Annotated in this window: 15 protein-coding genes; 12 read left to right on the forward strand and 3 right to left on the reverse strand. The window is 52.8% G+C overall.

The genetic code is table 11. The annotated features are described in order from the left end of the window. The first annotated feature begins 627 nt into the window (after window positions 1–627). The 9 genes from KTH_RS18160 to KTH_RS18200 all read left to right on the forward strand — a co-directional run bounded on the left by KTH_RS18160 (window position 628) and on the right by KTH_RS18200 (window position 12235). A complete protein-coding gene (locus KTH_RS18160; protein WP_111318688.1) occupies window positions 628–2166 on the forward strand; it encodes a 30S ribosomal protein S1 in 1539 nt (512 codons plus the stop codon). Between the two features lie 822 nt (window positions 2167–2988). Next, a complete protein-coding gene (locus KTH_RS18165) occupies window positions 2989–5508 on the forward strand; it encodes an ATP-dependent Clp protease ATP-binding subunit (RefSeq protein WP_111318690.1) in 2520 nt (839 codons plus the stop codon). A gap of 197 nt (window positions 5509–5705) precedes the next feature. Further along, entirely contained in the window at window positions 5706–7127 is a 1422-nt protein-coding gene (gene radA / locus KTH_RS18170) for a DNA repair protein RadA (RefSeq protein WP_111318692.1), read from the forward strand. A 380-nt stretch (window positions 7128–7507) separates the two neighbouring features. Then, complete coding sequence (locus KTH_RS18175) at window positions 7508–8692, forward strand: PIN/TRAM domain-containing protein (protein WP_170142308.1); 1185 nt, start codon at window positions 7508–7510, stop codon at window positions 8690–8692. A 96-nt stretch (window positions 8693–8788) separates the two neighbouring features. Then, window positions 8789–9481: a 2-C-methyl-D-erythritol 4-phosphate cytidylyltransferase gene (ispD, locus tag KTH_RS18180; protein ID WP_111318694.1), complete on the forward strand. Its 693-nt coding sequence runs from the start codon at window positions 8789–8791 to the stop codon at window positions 9479–9481. Window positions 9482–9483: 2 nt separating this feature from the next. Then, window positions 9484–9954, forward strand: a complete 471-nt coding sequence (gene ispF, locus KTH_RS18185; RefSeq protein ID WP_111318696.1) for a 2-C-methyl-D-erythritol 2,4-cyclodiphosphate synthase — start codon at window positions 9484–9486, stop codon at window positions 9952–9954. A 129-nt stretch (window positions 9955–10083) separates the two neighbouring features. Continuing rightward, window positions 10084–10746, forward strand: a complete 663-nt coding sequence (locus KTH_RS18190; protein WP_111318698.1) for an SDR family oxidoreductase — start codon at window positions 10084–10086, stop codon at window positions 10744–10746. A 105-nt stretch (window positions 10747–10851) separates the two neighbouring features. Continuing rightward, entirely contained in the window at window positions 10852–11199 is a 348-nt protein-coding gene (locus tag KTH_RS18195) for a 4a-hydroxytetrahydrobiopterin dehydratase (RefSeq protein ID WP_111318700.1), read from the forward strand. A 130-nt stretch (window positions 11200–11329) separates the two neighbouring features. Further along, window positions 11330–12235 carry an NmrA/HSCARG family protein gene (locus KTH_RS18200; protein ID WP_111318702.1) on the forward strand — a complete coding sequence of 302 codons (906 nt, stop codon included), beginning with the start codon at window positions 11330–11332 and terminating at the stop codon, window positions 12233–12235. Window positions 12236–12281: 46 nt separating this feature from the next. On the opposite strand, the gene KTH_RS18205 is transcribed toward KTH_RS18200, so the two are convergent. After that, the gene (locus tag KTH_RS18205; protein ID WP_111318704.1) at window positions 12282–12551 is read right to left on the reverse strand and encodes a twin-arginine translocase TatA/TatE family subunit; all 270 of its coding nucleotides are present in this window, start codon (window positions 12549–12551) and stop codon (window positions 12282–12284) included. 338 nt (window positions 12552–12889) lie between these two features. Here KTH_RS18205 and KTH_RS18210 point away from each other — a divergent pair, with 338 nt between their 5' ends. Next, window positions 12890–13519, forward strand: coding sequence for a hypothetical protein (locus KTH_RS18210; RefSeq protein WP_137686105.1), 630 nt, complete (start codon window positions 12890–12892; stop codon window positions 13517–13519). A gap of 153 nt (window positions 13520–13672) precedes the next feature. Further along, window positions 13673–14434 (forward strand): hypothetical protein, encoded by a 762-nt coding sequence (locus KTH_RS18215; RefSeq protein ID WP_111318708.1) that lies wholly within the window; start codon window positions 13673–13675, stop codon window positions 14432–14434. Between the two features lie 367 nt (window positions 14435–14801). Here the strand turns inward: KTH_RS18215 and KTH_RS18220 are convergent, their stop codons facing one another. Further along, window positions 14802–15632 carry a purine-nucleoside phosphorylase gene (locus tag KTH_RS18220; RefSeq protein ID WP_497623256.1) on the reverse strand — a complete coding sequence of 277 codons (831 nt, stop codon included), beginning with the start codon at window positions 15630–15632 and terminating at the stop codon, window positions 14802–14804. Between the two features lie 252 nt (window positions 15633–15884). Between KTH_RS18220 and KTH_RS18225 the strand changes: the two genes are divergently transcribed. Continuing rightward, complete coding sequence (locus KTH_RS18225) at window positions 15885–16670, forward strand: hypothetical protein (protein ID WP_111318710.1); 786 nt, start codon at window positions 15885–15887, stop codon at window positions 16668–16670. A gap of 37 nt (window positions 16671–16707) precedes the next feature. Here KTH_RS18225 and KTH_RS18230 read toward each other — a convergent pair whose 3' ends face one another. Continuing rightward, window positions 16708–17718 (reverse strand): hypothetical protein, encoded by a 1011-nt coding sequence (locus tag KTH_RS18230; RefSeq protein ID WP_497620355.1) that lies wholly within the window; start codon window positions 17716–17718, stop codon window positions 16708–16710. Window positions 17719–17879: the final 161 nt, after the last annotated feature.

Consider the following 17879-nt stretch of genomic DNA (forward strand, 5'->3'; position numbering starts at 1 on the left):
CCAGATATTGTATCATAAAAAAGCTCTTCATCTTCACAAAACTTTCACAGGTGGAAAGTATTTTCGCCAGGCCAAAGAAGCGCCACTGAAGCGCGAAGAAATAGGGTCCGGGGGGTTGCATTATTGTGATACAATGTGGAAGATAGAAAACATCGGAGAGCATTGCTAAAAGGCTGCGCATTGTCTTGCATTCAAGGACGGCTTTTGGTATAATTGAAGCATCGAGTGGGGATATGCTTTGTCCAGGCGCTTATGTGTCTTAACTAGAGCTTACCTGCCTGCGAGTATCGTTTCGTATACCGTTCTGTAGAGCAAACAATATGGTTCTGAAGCCGCTTTATGGTTCTGAAAACGACAGAGCATCGAGAGCGCAATTCTAATCGAAACGATTACCGCCTTAGCATCTCCTCCGATAAGCCCAATTCCTTAAATTGGTACACTCCCCAGGTTCTTTATTAAGCAAAGAAGCAGGAAACCGCTCATCTCGGTTTTACCTTGTTATGGTAATCGAAATGACGCAAAATAGAATACGGTAAAACACTATCTTTCTCTTTACTTTTTTTAAACCGTTGGCCGGAGTGTCACCAGCACAGGGCAAAAACCGTGGATCGAAGGGGGTTTTTACCCATGCAAGCACAACAGCAAGGCGACCTTTCGACAAAGCCAGCGGAAAATCCTAACAGCGGGCGGGTACAGACGATGATCGAAGGCAACGACCCTCAAGTACAGAACAACAATCCAGTGAACCCCGAAGAAGTTTCGGACTTCAATCAGAACACGATGGCGGAGCTTTTAGCCGCCTCGGCTAACCCCATTATCAAACGTGGGGATGTCGTCGAAGGCACCATCGTGCACATCGACTCGGATGAAATCCTTGTCGATATCGGGCTTAAATCCGAAGGCATTCTTTCAACGAAAGAGCTGCCTTCTAGTGGCTATGGCTCCTATAATGAACTCCATCTCAATGATCGAGTTCTGGTCTATGTTCTTCAGCCGGAAAATGCTGAAGGACATGCGGTGCTCTCGCTCAAGCGTGCAAACACCGAGCGCCAGTGGCGTATTGCCGAGGAGCAGTACAAGAACAACGAGATCATCAAGGCGAAGGTCATTGATTTCAATAAAGGTGGCCTGATCGTTGATGTGAACGGGATTCGAGGCTTTGTGCCTATCTCGCAGATCTTGAACCTGAAGCGCGAAGAAGTCGCAGCCGGTGGCGAGAACCAGGAAACGGCCGCCAAACTGGCTTCGATGAAAGACAAAGAGCTTCAGTTGAAGATTATCGAGATCAACCGTGCACGCAACCGTCTGATTCTCTCGGAGCGCATGGCCGTTCAGGAATGGCGCCAGCGTCGCCGCGAGGAGCTACTTGAAGAGCTCCAACCGGGCGAAGTCCGCAAAGGCGTGGTCAGCAATCTCGCCAACTTCGGCGCATTTGTTGATCTTGGAGGCGCCGACGGTCTGGTCCATATCAGTCAGCTTGCCTGGAGCCGAGTGAACCATCCAAGCGAGGTTCTTCAGGTTGGACAGGAAGTTGAAGTACAGGTCCTCAGCGTTGACAAAGAGCGCAAAAAGATCGCCCTGTCGATCAAGCGCGCCGAAGTTGACCCCTGGACCACTGTGGAGCAGCGCTACCATGTTGGTCAGCTCGTTACCGGCACTATCACTAAGATTGCACCCTTCGGTGCATTCGCACGCATCGAAGATGGCATCGAGGGCCTGATCCATCAGTCCGAGTTGCCTGCCGGTACCGATCCGAAGACGCTTCAGGAAGGAACGCAGCTTCAGTTGCGCATCCTGCGCATCGAGCCTGAGCGCCGTCGCCTCGGTCTGAGCCTGCGTCAGGTGGAAGAGCCAGACGCAGCGAAGGAGACCAAAGAGGCAGCCCAGCCGACAGAAGAGAAGGCTCAGGAGCAGACACCTGCCGCTCAGCAGCAGGCAGCCAAAGAAGTTCCTTCTCTGAGCACCACGCCTCCGTCTCTGGAGAGCGCTCCTGCGCAGGAGCACAAACGCGAGCGCACTGAGAAGCGACCAGAGAAACGCGAGCGCGATGCCTCGCTACTCAAAGGTCTTCCGTCCGATGATGAAGGCGAGATGACCGCAATGGCCGAAGCCTTCCGGGCAGCCGCGCTTCAGCGCTCAAAGGAAGAGTCCGAGACCGAGAAGTAAGCCGGCGGCAACAACAGAAAAAACGGTATCAGACGATACAAAAACACAAGCTTCCCCCGTTGCTCTCTTTACCGAGAGAGTAACGGGGTGAACTGCTTCTTTACCAGCATATTCTTCAGCTTATAAAGCAAGTACGCTTCCAGAGTATAACTACAATCAAGGTGAACCCACCATTTTCACCACCAAAAAGAAAGAAAAAATAAGAAGAATTGGTGTACAACTTCCCGATATACCGAACGTAATTATTAGTAGAGAGTATATACAGGGAGAAGATAAGAGGCATGCTGATATGCCGCGAGGTCAGACGCACTCCCTATAAAATAGAACTTTTGGGTCTCCTTGACGCAGCATATTCCGTGTAGTATTATAAAATGCACAGTTTATCAAGTATGCTAGAGGGGTTTCTTTACCAGCGTTGCAAGGAGCAGGTAAACTGGTTGAGCACATTCCGCTAAAGCGCAGTTCTCCTTGCAGAGTCCCTCGGTCCTGATGGCCAGAGAGCTCAAGAGGTTCCATGATTTGGCGGAAAAGCGGTGTTCTCACAAGCCGGTTCCATTTCCTCTCTTCACTTCCCTGGAAAACTTCTCTAAAGAAACAGACAACAAAGCGAAAGATTCTCCCAGCTTCCTTTATATCGCAATAAAAGAAGTGCGAGGACGGGATTGTACATAGAAACAGTAAGAGTTTCTCGACAGACGGGAGGCTACAGTTGTTATCCTTGACGCTGTATGATGGGTGTTGTATGATGAATCACATAGTTTACCTGAGCGACACAGAGGGCTCGGTTCCACCCTCTGCCACTGAAAGGGGGGTGACAAACAGGTGAACGACAGAGATAGGTTTGATAAATTCACAGAGCGAGCCAGAAAAGTCTTGAGTCTCGCTCAAGAAGAAGCTCAACGCTTCCAGCATAATTATATCGGTACAGAGCATCTCTTGCTGGGCCTGGTGCGCGAAGGCGAAGGGGTGGCAGCGAAAGTTCTGGCGAATCTCGGCGTCGAACTCAACAAGGTTCGCAGCGCCGTTGAATTTATAATTGGGCGCGGTGACCGCATCGTTCTTGGCGAAATCGGTCTGACCCCGCGTGCCAAGAAAGTCATCGAACTGGCTGTTGACGAAGCTCGTCGCCTCAATCACCACTATATCGGCACAGAGCATCTCTTGCTTGGTCTTGTGCGTGAAGGTGAAGGGATCGCTGCTGGCGTTCTCGAAAGCCTGGGTGTCAACCTCGAAAAAGTTCGTACTCAAACCATACAGGTGCTCAGCCAGTCTGGCGCGCCGCATGAGCGCGAGGCGAAACATTCGAAGACCCCCACCATCGACCAGATGGGCATTGACCTGACAGCCGCCGCTCGTGCCGGAACCCTTGATCCCGTCATCGGGCGTCATCAAGAGATCGAACGTGTCATCCAGATCCTCTCCCGCCGTAACAAAAACAACCCCGCACTGATCGGTGAACCGGGCGTTGGTAAAACGGCTATTGTCGAGGGACTGGCTCAGCGTCTGATCTCAGGCGAAGTACCGGAAACGCTCGCCGGGAAGCGTTTGCTCACCCTGGATGTCGGCTCCCTTGTGGCCGGTACAAAGTATCGCGGTGAGTTTGAGGAACGGCTGAAAAAGATCATTGAGGAAATTCGCAACAGCCGCGACTGCATCATCTTCATTGATGAGGTTCATACCCTCGTAGGTGCCGGTGCCGCAGAAGGCGCGGTCGATGCCGCGAATATCCTGAAACCGGCTCTTGCCCGTGGAGAGCTGCAATGTATCGGTGCAACTACTCTCGATGAGTATCGCAAATACATTGAACGTGATGCCGCACTTCAGCGGCGCTTCCAGGAAGTGATAGTCCGCGAGCCTTCGGTTGAGGAAACCGTGGAGATCCTGAAAGGTATCCGCGAACGCTATGAGCAGCATCATCGTCTGGTGATCACAGACGAGGCGCTCAAGGCCGCAACCGAGCTTGCCAGTCGATATATTACTGATCGCTTCATGCCCGATAAGGCCATCGACCTGATTGATGAGGCCGCCAGCCGCGTTCGCATGCAGAACTCGCTCGCTCCTCTCAATCTGAAAGAAGCGCTCAAAGGGCTGGAGTCCGTTCTGCGTGAGAAAGAAGCAGCCATTCAACAGCAGGAATATGAGCTTGCTGCTGAGTTGCGCGACCGCGAGGTCAAGCTGCGTGAGCGCATTGCCAAGCTGGAATCTGGCTGGCAGAAAGAGCGTGGCAGCGAAAAGCCTGTCGTTGGCGAAGAGGAAATCGCCCAGATCGTTTCGATGTGGACAGGTATCCCCGTGATGCGTATCGCTCAGGAAGAGTCTCAGCGCCTGTTGAAGATGGAAGAGGCCCTTCACGCTCGCGTTATCGGCCAGGATGAGGCCATTGAGAAGATTTCCCGCGCTGTACGCCGCGCTCGCGCCGGTCTGAAAGATCCCAAACGCCCGATTGGCTCCTTCATCTTTATGGGACCAACTGGCGTCGGTAAAACCGAGCTGGCAAAAGCACTCGCCGAGTTCATGTTCGGCAGCGAGGAATCTCTCATTAAGATCGACATGTCAGAGTTCATGGAGCGTCATGCAGCCGCACGTCTGGTCGGCGCACCTCCGGGCTATGTCGGTTATGAAGAAGGCGGCCAGTTAACTGAGGCGGTCCGACGTAAGTCCTACAGCGTGATCTTGCTCGATGAGATCGAGAAGGCTCACCCCGACGTCTTCAATATGTTGTTGCAGATCCTTGAAGACGGCAAATTGACCGACGCGAAGGGTCGCACCGTTGACTTCCGAAACACTGTCATTATCATGACATCCAACGTTGGCGCTTCCCTGCTGAATAAGGCTGCCGCTATCGGCTTCCACCAGACGAAAGACAGGGAAAAGGTTGAGCACGATACAATGGCAAGCAAGGTGATCGGCGAACTGAAGAACACCTTCAAGCCAGAGTTCCTGAACCGTATTGATGAGATTATCGTCTTCCATTCACTGCGCAAGGAAGAGATGTACTCAATCGTGGATCTGCTGCTCAACCGCGTCCGTGCACAGCTTACTGAACAGCAGATTGAGCTGGTCGTCCCGTCCGCTGCGAAGGACTTCTTGATCGAGAAGGGCTTCGATCCTCAGTATGGCGCACGTCCGCTCCGCCGCACTATTCAGAGTCTGGTCGAAGACCAGCTTGCTGAAGGCCTGCTGCAAGGCAAGTTCCGCCCGGGCGACCTCGTTGAAGCCGTGATTGAAGAGAAAAAGCTGGTTCTCAACGTGCGTAAGCGCGTCGAGCCCCTCCCTCCGGGAGCAACTCCTGAAGCTGCTCTCTCGGCAGGCGGTGAGGGAAGTTCCAGCCCAGAATCCTAGTAGAAACCAGAGGGGTATGTTGTACCTGAACATACCCCTCTTCTCTCTTACCCGTTTCTTCAAAACCTCTTGCCGGTCTTACATCCTCCAATTGGAAAAGATGTATGTCGGTTTCCGTCTCGCACGGGATTTCCAGAATGCGTCCTTCTTTGTTGTATCGCGGTCTCTCTCGTCAAGTTGAAATAGATTGAGTAACCATGCCGAAAACTCGAACAAAATACGTCTGTCAGCAATGTGGTGGTGAGCAGAGCAAGTGGATGGGGAAATGCCCCGATTGTGGCTCCTGGAACACACTGGAAGAGGTTGCCGAGCTACCGGCGCAGCCACGTCGTCAACCCCTCCTTACCGGTTCGTCATTTCTTTCACAGGGGACCAGCGCTCCGGTTGCTTTGCCACATATTCAGCCGTTGACACAAACCCGTATTTCTGTTGGCTATTCAGAAATGGATCGCGTGCTTGGTGGTGGTCTGGTTGCTGGCTCTCTGACATTGGTCGGGGGCGAACCTGGTATCGGCAAATCCACGCTTCTCCTTCAGGTGTCCGGCCATATTTCCCGGTCCTCCGGTCCTGTCCTCTATGTTTCAGGCGAAGAGTCCGTCGAGCAGGTGAAGATGCGCGCTGAACGGCTTGAGATCACAGGCGAACAGTTGTATCTTCTGGCTGCGATTGAGCTGGATGTCATCGCCGAAACCGTTCATAAGCTCAAGCCCGCTCTGGTCATCGTCGACTCCATTCAGACCGTCGTTGCCAGCCACCTGACCGCCGCTCCCGGCAGCATCAGTCAGGTGCGCGAGTGCACCGTCCAGCTCATGCATCTTGCAAAAAGTACCCATGTGCCTATCTTTATCATCGGCCATGTGACCAAAGAAGGCACGGTTGCCGGTCCAAAAGCCCTTGAACATATCGCAGATGCCGTACTCTACCTTGAAGGCGAACGATATCACTCCTATCGTCTGCTCCGCGGCGTGAAAAACCGTTTCGGACCCACCCACGAAGTCGGCGTCTTTGAGATGCATGGGGAGGGCTTGCTTGAAGTGCCTAATCCTTCAGCAGCATTCCTCTCTGATCGTGCCTCAGGTGCTACCGGCTCCGCTATTGTGGTCAGCATGGAGGGCACCCGACCAATTCTGGTGGAGGTACAGGCCCTTGTCACTCCAACCAATTATGGCATCGCCCGCTGTAACACCAACGGTATCGAACATAGCCGCCTGCTGATGCTGCTGGCTGTTCTAACCAAGCGTGTCGGTCTTCCTGTCAATAATCAGGATGTCTATGCGAATGTCGTTGGCGGCTTCTCGCTGGAAGAGCCCGCGGTTGATCTTGGCATCGCAGCAGCCATCGCATCCAGCTATCGCGATAAAAATATCCCGGATGATCTGGTGCTGATTGGTGAGGTGGGACTTTCGGGCGAGTTACGGGCGGTCAATCGCCTGCCTCTGCGCATTCGTGAGGCGGCCAAACTGGGCTTCAAGCGCTGCATTATTCCTTCAGCAGGCAAAGGGTCACAACTTCGCACTGAGCTGGAAGATGCGGGACTCCCACCAGACTTTACGATTATCACTGCTAGTACTTTAGGTGTTGCATTAGAGGTGCTCTTCAATCTTTCATCCCAGGATTGAGCAGTCTTTTTCAACATCACTTGCGATCGATTTAGCGATTACATTACACTAGTAATGAGGAAGGCAATCGGTCCTTCCACTGCGAGATGATAGTGAACGTATGACTTTTGCAGTACGACACACCGTTTTCAGCACGATGATAGCCTTACTATGGTTGTTGCGTCCCGTCCTGAAAACATGTATACTGCATAGTCGATATAGTAAATTTTCTGCTCAACAGGCACGGTTTCTATGATTTATCACAGCAAGCGAGGCAACATGTTATCTGCAATCATTCTTCTTCTTTTCATCACCGTTCTCGCCTGCATTTACATCGTCGCGCCTTTTGAGCATGAAACCATGTATCGCATCTATTGTGTTTTGCGACGGAGGATGCAGGGATGTCCGTTAACAATGTGTCACGTATTGTCGGGTGCCTCATTGCCATCGGCACCATATTCAGCTACTACATGTGGCAGCTTTCCCATGCCGTACCGGGGAAAGAGTCTCTTCCCTGGCAGTGGATTATTGGTATCGCGCTTATCGCCGGGGTCTTTGCCTTTGTAATCACCCCATACGTTACGGTCATTCCGTACGTATGGATGCGCGATAAAATTCGGAAAGCAGCCGCCAGCGATCTGGTAGCTGCCGCCATCGGCCTGACCGTTGGCCTGATTATCTCGGCCCTTCTGGCTATTCCTCTCAATAGCCTGCCAGAGCCACTGGGACATCTGTTGCCCTTTGTCGGGGCCGTGCTGTTCGGCTGGCTCGGTGTGGCCTCTGCGGTTATGCGTAAAAGCGATCTTGCCCACCTTTTTCAGGGCATGTGGCAACGCCGCCGCGACCGCGATCGCGATGAAGAGAATGAACGCGACCGCAAGAAAGATCGCGACAAAGACAAGGCTAAAGCGCAGCATCCGCCCTCTCCCATTCTACTGGATACCAGCACGATCATTGATGGCCGGATCGCTGATATCAGCCAGACCGGTTTTATTAGCGGCACACTCACTGTTCCACGCTTTGTCTTGAATGAGCTTCAACGCATCGCCGACTCCGCTGATACCATGCGTCGCAACCGGGGACGCCGTGGTCTTGAAATTCTCAATCGGCTTCAGAAGGATGCCACGGTGCCCATCGAGATCATTGATACCGACGTTGAGGGCATCAATGACGTTGATGGCAAACTGGTCAAGATGGCAAAAGACCTGCATTGTCCGATCATTACGAATGACTTCAACCTGAACCGGGTAGCCGAGTTGCAGGGCGTCAAAGTTCTGAATATTAACGAGCTCGCCAACGCGATTAAACCGGTGCTGCTCCCCGGCGAAGATCTGCATATCAAGATTATGCAAGATGGCAAAGAGCTCGGACAGGGCGTCGGCTACCTTGATGATGGCACGATGATTGTCGTCGAGAACGGACGCCAGTATATGAACATGACGATCGAGGTGACCGTCACCCGCGTGCTGCAAACGGTCGCCGGTCGTATGATCTTTGCCCATCCCAAGCAACCACAAAGTCAACAGCAGACGAACACCGCCTCTCCTCCCTCGGTCCCTCAGGCGACCAGACAGAGACAGGCATAAAAAGCAAACAGAGCAACCCATTCAGAGGCACCCCGCAGCGGGTGCCCTCTTTCTCTTTCAAACCCTACTGGAGAAAGGAAGCGATTCAAGAAGAGCATGAATACAACAGCCGCCGCTGTTATCGTTGCCGCCGGGGCCAGTCGTCGCATGGGGCGCGACAAGCTCTGGATCCCCCTTGCTGGCCGTATTACTCTTGCCCGCACCCTTGATACCTTTCAGGAGTCCCCTCTGATCAGCACGATTGTCATTGTGACCAGCGAGGAGCGTCTCTATGACGTACAGCAGCTCTGCCAGCAGGAACGCTGGCATAAAGTGATTGCTGTCGTTCCCGGCGGCCAGCGAAGGCAGGATTCCGTGCGCCACGGGCTGGATGCGCTACAAGAACATGTACCCGGCTGTCGCTGGGTAATGATTCATGATGCCGCCCGCCCCTTTGTCACATCTGCTATACTGGAGGAAGGCCTGAAGGCCGCGCAGCAGACGCAAGCCGCTATTGCTGCTGTCCCGGTAAAAGATACGATCAAGCAGGTACGAGAAAATGTGATTGTCGCGACACCCGACCGCTCGCAGCTCTGGTCGGTGCAGACACCTCAGGTCTTCTCTTTCCCGCTGATTTATGAGGCCCATCACGCTCCCGAAGCACAAGACGATATGACCGATGATGCAACTCTGTTGGAGCGTCTGGGACACCAGGTAACGATCTTTCCCGGATCATATACCAACATTAAGATTACAACACAGGAAGATCTCCTCTTCGCCGAAATCCTTGTTCGAGGTCAGGAAAAATGACAATGCGTATTGGTTTTGGTTTCGATGTTCATGCGTTCGTCAAGGATCGTCCGCTGATCCTCGGAGGTGTGACCATCCCTTATGAGTTCGGCCTTTCGGGTCACTCCGATGCAGATGCGGTGCTTCACGCGATTGTAGATGCCATGCTTGGCGCAACCGCTCAGGGCGATATTGGCTCTCACTTTCCCTCAGAAGACCCCCGCTGGAAAGATCAGCCAAGCACCGTCTTTCTGGAATATGCCTATGAGCTGATTCGCAAGCAGAACTGGAGAATCAGCAATATTGATGTCACGATTGTGGCGCAACGCCCGAAAATGGCTCCCCACACGCCCGCGATGCGCCAGCACATCGCCAGTGCCCTGCGGCTTGAGCTCGATCAGGTGAGCGTCAAAGCCACTACGACCGATAACCTCGGCTTCACAGGCCGCGGCGAGGGCATCGCCTGTTACGCCACCCTCCTGGTAGAACGATAGATAGAACCACGAAGAGGCCGTCTCTCCTACCCGGAAGGCGGCTTTTTCTCTTTCCGGGCCTGTGTGCTTCATCCTTCTGCATGCACGACTATAATAGAAGAAGAAAGATTGAAGAAGGAGCTGCAACTTATGGTAGATTTCACAGGACGCGTTCTGGTTCTCGGCGCCAGTGGCGCTACAGGCCGCATTGTTCTCTCCTCACTTCAAGCAAAAGGCATTCACGCTCGCGCTTTTGTACGCAGCCCACAGAAGGCCCGAGGACTGCAATCACCCACCACAGAGATCTTCGTTGCTGATATACTCGATTCCGCAACATTACGGGAGGCAATGGACGGATGCACGGCCGTTATCAGTGTCATTGGCACGCGTTCTATGAGCGATCGCAGGGTGATTGAGGAAACTGAACATGCCCTGCTCGTTCGGGCAATCAATACGGCCAAAGAGGCAGGCATACACCACTTTATCCTCTGCTCCTCAATGGGCACACAACAACCCGAACGCATCCCGCCTCTGGCACATATTCTTCGAGCCAAGCACAAGGCCGAAGAGGCACTGATAAGCAGTGGCCTGACCTATACCATTATTCATCCCGGTGGCCTGACCGATGATCCGGGCGGACAAAGTATTCTGGTTTTTCCTCATCCCCTCCCGACAGATGGTATGATCCCACGCGCCGACCTTGCCGAGGTACTGGTACAGGCGCTCATCCAGCCGGAAGCCGCCAACAAAAGTGTCGATGTGATCATTTGGCCCGATCAGGGACCAGCCACACGCCCACACCTTTTCGCATAACCTGAAACACGTTACCTGCTTGTTCTCTACTGCCGATGCCTCCATACATGGACCCCATCCGTATACTAATAGAGGATTCTATTTCAGGAGGTAGAAAAAAGCGCTATGACAAAACTCAGACATTTGAAGTGTGAGGCCTGCCGCGCCGATGCTCCCAAAGCCACCGACGCTGAAATTGCTGAATATATGAAACAGCTTCCCGATTGGACAGTTATCGAGCAAGACGGGATTCGTCGCCTTGAACGGGTCTTTACCTTCAAAAACTTTGCTCAGGCTCTGGCATTCACCAACAAAGTAGGAGAGCTGGCAGAGGAAGAGGGACATCATCCCTCGATCGCGCTGGAGTGGGGTCGTGTCGGTGTTGTCTGGTGGACACATGCGATCCACGGGCTTCATCGCAATGATTTCATTATGGCCGCGAAAACTGACAAGGTCTATGATTCTATGCATTAAGCATGGGTGCCCTTCCCTCTGGCGGGTTTGATCCGGGAAGGGCAACAAACATTTATCCACATCTATCAAATAGACAGGTATAGTAAGAAGAGAAGGAGGTTTTCTACCATCATACGTCGGAGAGAGCGCTATGCTACCAGAGGCAAAAACTATTCTCGTCGTTGGCGCAACCGGTAAGCAGGGCGGAGCCGTCACGCATCATCTTCTCGCACAGGGCTGGAAGGTACGCGCTCTAGTACGTGATCCCCGCAAACCAACCGCGCGCGAACTCCTTCAACGCGGCGTAGAACTGGTTCCCGGCAACCTTGACCAAACGGAGACGCTAAGCGAAGCCCTCCATGGCGTTTACGGCGTTTTCAGCATGCAGCCAGACACGCTTCAGAATCCCGCGACCGAGATCACCCAGGGCAAGCGACTGGTGAACGCCGCCAGTGCACAGGGCATACAGCACTTTGTCTATAGCTCGATTGGGGGCGCCGACCGCAATACCAACATCCCTCATTTTGAAAGCAAGTGGCAGATTGAACAATATATCCGCGCTCTCAACATTCCCGCAACCATTCTCCGGCCTGTCTTTTTTATGGATAACTTTCACACAATGTTTGGTTCAGCCATTCAAGAGGGTGTCCTTGCCTGGGCACTTCCTGCCGAGCGCCGTCTACAGATGATTGCCGTCGCAGATATCGGTGCGTTCGCGGCTCTGGCATTTGCGCAGCCACAGCGCTTTCTCGGCCAGGCGCTGGAACTTGCGGGTGATGAGCTTTCTATGCTTCAGATTGCCGAAGCCTTTAGCCGCGTGCTTGAAAAAGAGGTACACTATGTAGAAATGTCGCGCACACAGGGTTACAGCCCTGAGATGGTACGCTATCTCGATTGGCTCAGTACCAGTGGTTTCAGGGCAGATATCCCGGCGCTTCGTGCCATTTATCCGGAACTTATGACCTTCGAGCGCTGGCTTCACGTCACCGGATGGGGTAGCAAGAAGGTTCCTCGCAAAGAGCATAGTACGGCGCGTCAGCACTCATCACGCCGCTGACGCCACTAGTGGTATTACTCGGCTGCCTCCTGCGAGGAGAGAGGGCTTATTCCGCTTTTGCGACCTTGACGTCCTGCTCTTTGGTGTCCTTTGGTGAATCAAGGAGTAGCTTCCGTGCGACATCGCGAGGAGATGTGGGCACATCACGCAGATCACCAACAATATCGTCAACTTTCAGGTCGGCCATCAGCTTGTCTTTCATCACCTTTGCCTCGCCGACCACTTTTCCCGCTCCCTTGCCCATCTTCACCAGATGCTTGGGCCCAAATACGGCCAGCAGGAGCAAGATCAGAATAGCCAGATTTAAATAATGCATCAGTATCACCCCCTGTCCGCAAAAAAGACTGTTCCTCGTGTCTGTATTGTATCATACTGACAAGCAAGAATCCGAGTAAGAACAGCACAAAAATTGAGCTGTTTTCCCGTTCATATACATGAGAGTAGAACGCTCTTCTTACCGGCCCAGGTTTTCCCCCATACCCCCTTTTTCTGGGCTCGCCGATCAAGCCTTCCCCAGGGTGATGATCGGTCTCTTTTTGCGCATCCTACCCATTTGGCCTAATAGGGTACAGCACAACCGATAGCGTGATATCATTAGTAATACAATAACAAACAACAACACAATAACATAGATTTTTCTAGAAAATGCAGAATATGTATAACCAACCGAGCAAAGGTCGAAAGAAAGCCATTATCACAGCTCTCTTTCTCTTTTCCCTTGCAGGCTTACTCGCAGGTTTTACATTTGGTGCTGCCGGAAAAGCGCTCTTTCCTGCCGCAAAACCGCAAGCATCACAACCTGTAGCTCAAACAACCGCCACCACGACACCGGTTTCTGGCCCGAAGGTGCCGCTCAACTGCCCCGTTGTTGACGAAACGGCTTACAGCGGTATCGCGAACGGGGCCATCCAATATACCTTCAAGGCCCATGCGGTCGATAAATCGGGAGAATGCGCCAAATCGGGAAACCCCATCGAGTCCGGAGGGATCACCTGTAAGCTCTGGCTTTCCGAGCATAAAAATGGGCGCATCCAGATTCCCAGTAACCTCTGGCCTCCCGACAAGGTCAAGGAGCCACTCCCCGGTGAAATCTCTGGAGCTCTGGTCTTTGATCCCGGCACACCACAAACCCAGATGTGCAACGAAAAGGGGCAAGGTCATTGGAAGTTTGGCGTTTCCGCCAGCACCAAACCGGGCAAATACTTCCTTGTGATTATCACCGACTGGGACGGCACCTATGCAAACTGGAGCTGGGTTGAGTTTACCGTGACCAAAGAGAAGTAGCGCTCAAGCATGCTCTCTTTCCGATTCCCTACCTATTTTGGCTAATGCAAATAGATAAAACTCTTACCTTCCGGCCCACTCATGATATGATGGTAAAAGGTAAGTGGAAAGTTTATTTTGTGCAGGGAATTTCAAGAAGAAAGCGCGTAGAGCATGCAACCAATAGTACCATCACAACCTGGCCCGCATACGCCACCACCTCACGGCTATTCAGGGCAAGCACAACAGAACGGCAAGAGGCCGAATAAACCACAAAGCGCTGTACTCATCGCCCTTATTTTATTTGCGGTTGCTGGCTTACTCAGTGGCTTCACTATTGGTGCGATCAATCGCCCACAGTCAGCAAATCAGGCAAACACAAAATTGACACCGACGCCATCAACCACAACAGTGCCAACGGCAACCGAAACGAAAACAGCGCCAACCCCAACCCCTACTATCGACATTCTGACGACAGGTTTCGGCTGTCCAGCAGGCAAACTTTCATCCTATGGCCTTATGGAAGGCGATCAAACCCAACTGACTGCCGATATGCAAGCACAGAAGAAACCGGTCACAGGGAGCGGCACCTGTAATAGTCCTGAAGAGCTACACACGGCAGGTATCGCCACCCGTCTCTGGCTCACTAAAAAGGACAGCGACTTCAATAAGAAGCTGGTTGAGCTGACAAACGCACCCTGGGCCTCAAATGACCGCATAGGTCAGGCCTTCCCCGAGGAGATAGAGAACGCCCTTGTTTTCGATCCCTCGACCCCACAGGTGCAAAAGACCGACGATCAAGGACATATTCAATGGAAGTACACAGTAGCACCTACGCTGCCCCCGGGCAACTACTATGCCGTTTTCTTTATGAGTTGGGAAGGGAAACGCTTTAACTGGACATATCTTGAATTAATTGTGGCTCCCAAGAAATAAGCAGCAAGCGTGCATCTCTCAGTAAGATGCACGCCTTTTCTTTTCTCACTACTGAAGTCAATCACCTCCCGCCAGGAGGCTTGTGTCTGAACTCCACCGCACCTCAGCCTTTTCACAGGGGCTGCTTTGTCCTCTTTGTCCGACACATCAGGGACAAGTGACACGTGCCCCATTCTCGCCCGGTCCTGTCGGACGGGAAGCGTTCTCCGTTCGATGCGTGTGGCAATTCGATGTGCGACCCGCTCTTGCTACATGCTCTTGATGGCTCCCTCCGAAGAAGAGCGGGTCAATCATTCCGAAGAGATTGTCATATTTGAGAGGAAGACGCTGCTATTCTCGCTTTGGCGCGCTTGAACATTATGAGCCGCTACTGAAGTGAACGGATAATCCCCCGAACCAGCGCGGTAAACTTCGGACGTGCCGCGTTTGCCGCTTCAAGCACCTCCTCGTGGTTGACCTCGGCCTCTTCATCACCCGTGGCCTCATTCGAGATCAGGCTTAACCCGAGCACTCGCATGCGCATATGCCGCGCTACCACCACCTCAGGCACCGTCGACATACCGACAGCATCGGTTCCGATGGTGCGCAAAAAGCGAAGCTCGGCTGAGGTCTCATAGTTCGGGCCCGTCACCATTGTATAGATACCCTCCTGCAAGGTCAGATCGGGCCAGGATTGTGCGACCGTGCGAGCCACCTCACGCAATTCCACATCATAGGCATGGGCCAGCGGCGGGAAGCGTTCACCAAAGCGCTCATCATTGGGACCAATGAGCGGGTTTAATCCGGCCATGCCAGGGAGGAAGATATGATCTTTCAACAGCATAATATCTCCTGTGGCATATGCGGGATTAACCCCGCCTGCGGCATTCGTCACAATCAGGATTTCGGCGCCAAGCAGACGCATCACCCGAATCGGGAATGTAATTACCTCGGGAGAGTAGCCCTCATAGAGATGAAAGCGCCCCTGCATGACAACCACAGGCACGCCTTCCAGCGTCCCAAGTAACAGACGCCCCGCATGTCCAATCACGGTTGAACGGGCAAAATGCGGAATCTCCGCGTAGGGAATAGCGGTCGCGTCGACCAGTTCCGCCGCCAGATCACCCAGACCGGAGCCCAGAATCAGAGCCACATGGGGCTTCAAGGTTGTTCGCGCCTGAATAGCACGCACCGCCTCGGCAACATTCTCGTACTGCATCATTGATAACACCTTTCACTACCGAAATACGCGGGAAAGCGAGCCTTCCCATCCAGCCATCATTGTAGCAGGTCTGCCGTTATGGAGACACGCATCAGAAAAGGAGTGCGGCGTCTGGAGCACGCAGGCATATGTCAATCACAGGGAAAGATGCTATAATGAACTTGCTTCTTGATGTTTCAAGTACAAAGGTAGAATGCAGCACACGGATGAGAAGAAACCGTGTCCATGATAAGGAGATTTTGTTAAAATATGGCAAAACTGCACGACATGTTTACACAGGCACGCCGGGCGCAAAGTGGTGCAGGGATGGGCTTTCTGGGCAAGAACAAGCCCGATTCAAAAGCTCATGCCGCAGCGCTTGTGATTGAGTTTCCGCAGATCGTCGCAGGAAACGCCGAGGCGGCCTTAAAAGCCGGAGCTGATGGCCTGCTTTTTACCTGGAACGGTAAAGAGAATGGTACTCTGGAAACAGTAAAGCAAGAGATCGAAGCCGCAAAGTCTTACAATGATGATGTGGTCAGCGGCCTGCGCATCACAGGCGGGTGGGAGCACCTGAACCGTGAAAGCTTTGCCCACATCAAGGAGCAAGGGGTGCAATACGTCGTGCTGCCACTCACGGCCCCTGCCCACCTCCTGACCCTGGAACCTAAAGACATCGAAAAGGTCGTTACAGTTCCGATGCGCTCAGAAGAACTATTCCCGCTCTTCATCAGAACCTTGAGTTCACTCTTTGGCATCACTGCTGTTGACCTGGACTTTAACACAAATGGCACGCTCAGCATTGAAGAGACGCTACGCTATCAGGCTGTCCGTGAGGCAGTTCGTTATCCCTCGTTCCTTCGTGTCTCGGGCGAGCTGGACCGCGAACGCGCATCACTGCTCAAGCTACTCGGCATTCAGGGCGTCATACTGCAAGCTCAGGCCGACGAAGCGGCAACCCGGAAAGAGCTCCAGGCTGTCCGGACGCTGCTTGAACAGCTCTTTGAAGAAGATAAAGACACAGGGACACAGCCTTTTGGTCGCAACACGAAATAAGCGATGAGGGCGGTCGAATGATCGCCCTTTCTTCTCTCTACGAGAGAAATGACTTCCAGTGCTGTTGCTTCTCTTTACTTGGTGACGCCGAGATCGCCGGAAGTCGTGACAGTGTGGGGTGCTTGAAGAAGTGCGGGCGCGGAACACGACGCAAGAGGTCAAGGGTCAACTCCCAAACCCGCTCGGGATTCTCATTGTTGCGCCAGTAGTAATAGCAGGCGACCTCGTCAGGATCTGCACCGAGTAACATCTTAAAAGAGGGCTCTAGCAGCTCTTCATCGCCAGCACTGAGATTATAGTTCTGTAACCAGAGCTGGCTCTGCTTCTCATACTGATGCGCGATTGAGACCAGCGTCTGCCCCCACTCGGCCACCTTTGTCACATCCTCATTCAAGAGCTGCCAGAACAAATGACACCCGATAATATCCAGTTGGGGGATAGATGAGGCCAGCTCTTCGGCCAGGTCCAGATCTTCGGGAAGCAACACGACAGCCGTCTTTGCCCCGGGCTTTGCCTGCTTGACGGTCGCGAACATTTCTCCAAAGAACTCAATCATCGAGCGACGCCGAAAATGAGGAAGGTCTGCGATATCAGGACAGAGTGCCCGACAGACAGAGCAAAAACAGGTGATATCAGGGCCACGCGGCTCATCAATCAGGATGCCATCAATGGGGTAGTTCTTGAGAAAGTATTCGATCTCTTTGAAGATGAACGAGCGAAATGGCTCATGGTTATAGCAGGTCTCGCCATGATAGCGCCCATGCCGATCTTTGACCCGGGACTCCATATTCCGAAACGTAAACCAGCTTGGAGTATGTGCAGGACCGGCAAACAGATTTCCATAACGCCCGAGGCTCAGGAACACCCGCAACCCAAGATCCCGTGCTATCTGTAACCCGCGCTCCAAATCTCGCGCCCAGCGTTGCTCTTCCTGTTCATGAATAGCATACACAATGTTTGTTGCGCCCGTTGCTCGTATGCGCTCAAAATCGCGCTTCACCGTTTCCGGGTGAAAGAACGGGTGGAAGTATGCAACAGTTATATCCATAAGTCCCACCAACACTCCAGGTATGATTTATACTCTAAAATTCCTACGACGATTGAGGCACCATTTATACATGCATACGTGACAGTATAACACAGGCCAACTGCAATCACTGGAGCAGGGGTAAATTCAGGCTATCGAAGCGGCCATTCTTCCCGCAAGAA

It is taken from the genome of Thermosporothrix sp. COM3, assembly GCF_059696735.1.